The organism is Acidisphaera rubrifaciens HS-AP3, from assembly GCF_000964365.1.
Classification (GTDB): Bacteria; Pseudomonadota; Alphaproteobacteria; order Acetobacterales; family Acetobacteraceae; genus Acidisphaera; species Acidisphaera rubrifaciens.
In genome coordinates this window covers 1-524 of sequence record NZ_BANB01000984.1, presented here as the reverse complement: position 1 = coordinate 524, position 524 = coordinate 1, and the positions used below count along the sequence as shown (strand labels likewise).

Sequence of the window (524 nt, the reverse complement as noted above, 5' to 3'; positions counted from 1 at the left end):
CATGTGCTCGCCGCCCTGCCGCCCGCACGCGCGGCCGTGCTGGCGCGGCGGTTCCGGCAGGCAGCCTTCGTCGTGCTCCGCCGCGGTCAGCCGGCCAGCCTCGTCATCGTGCGGGCGAGCCAGCGTGTGCGCGGCGCGAACAGCCGGGGCGCATAGAGCGTGCCGGCGGCGCGGCGGATCGCCTCGGCGCGCGTCGGATAGGGCAGGATCATCTGCGCCAGCGCCGACGGGCCCAGCCGGCGGGCGATCGCGAGGGCGCACAGCCCGATCATCTCCCCGGCATGCGGCGCCAGGATGCCGGCCCCGACCAGCGTTCCTCCGGCCACGACGAGCTTCACCAGCCCCTCCGTGTCCGCCTCCGCCACCGCCCGGTCGTTCTCCCGCAGGTCCCAGCGCAGCACGGTGGGCCGCATCCCGTCCGCCCGCGCCTCGGCCTCCGTCAGTCCCGTCTGGGCCAATTCGGGCGCGGTGTAGGTGACGCGCGGCAGGGCGCGGTAATCGAGCCGCGCCGGCAGGCGGAAGAC

1 pseudogene is annotated in these 524 nt (G+C 76.3%); it reads right to left on the bottom strand.

The window, feature by feature from the left end:
- Nucleotides 1-86: 86 nt before the first annotated feature.
- Nucleotides 87-524: pseudogene (locus B8460_RS19540) on the bottom strand (dihydrolipoamide dehydrogenase); the annotation flags it as partial.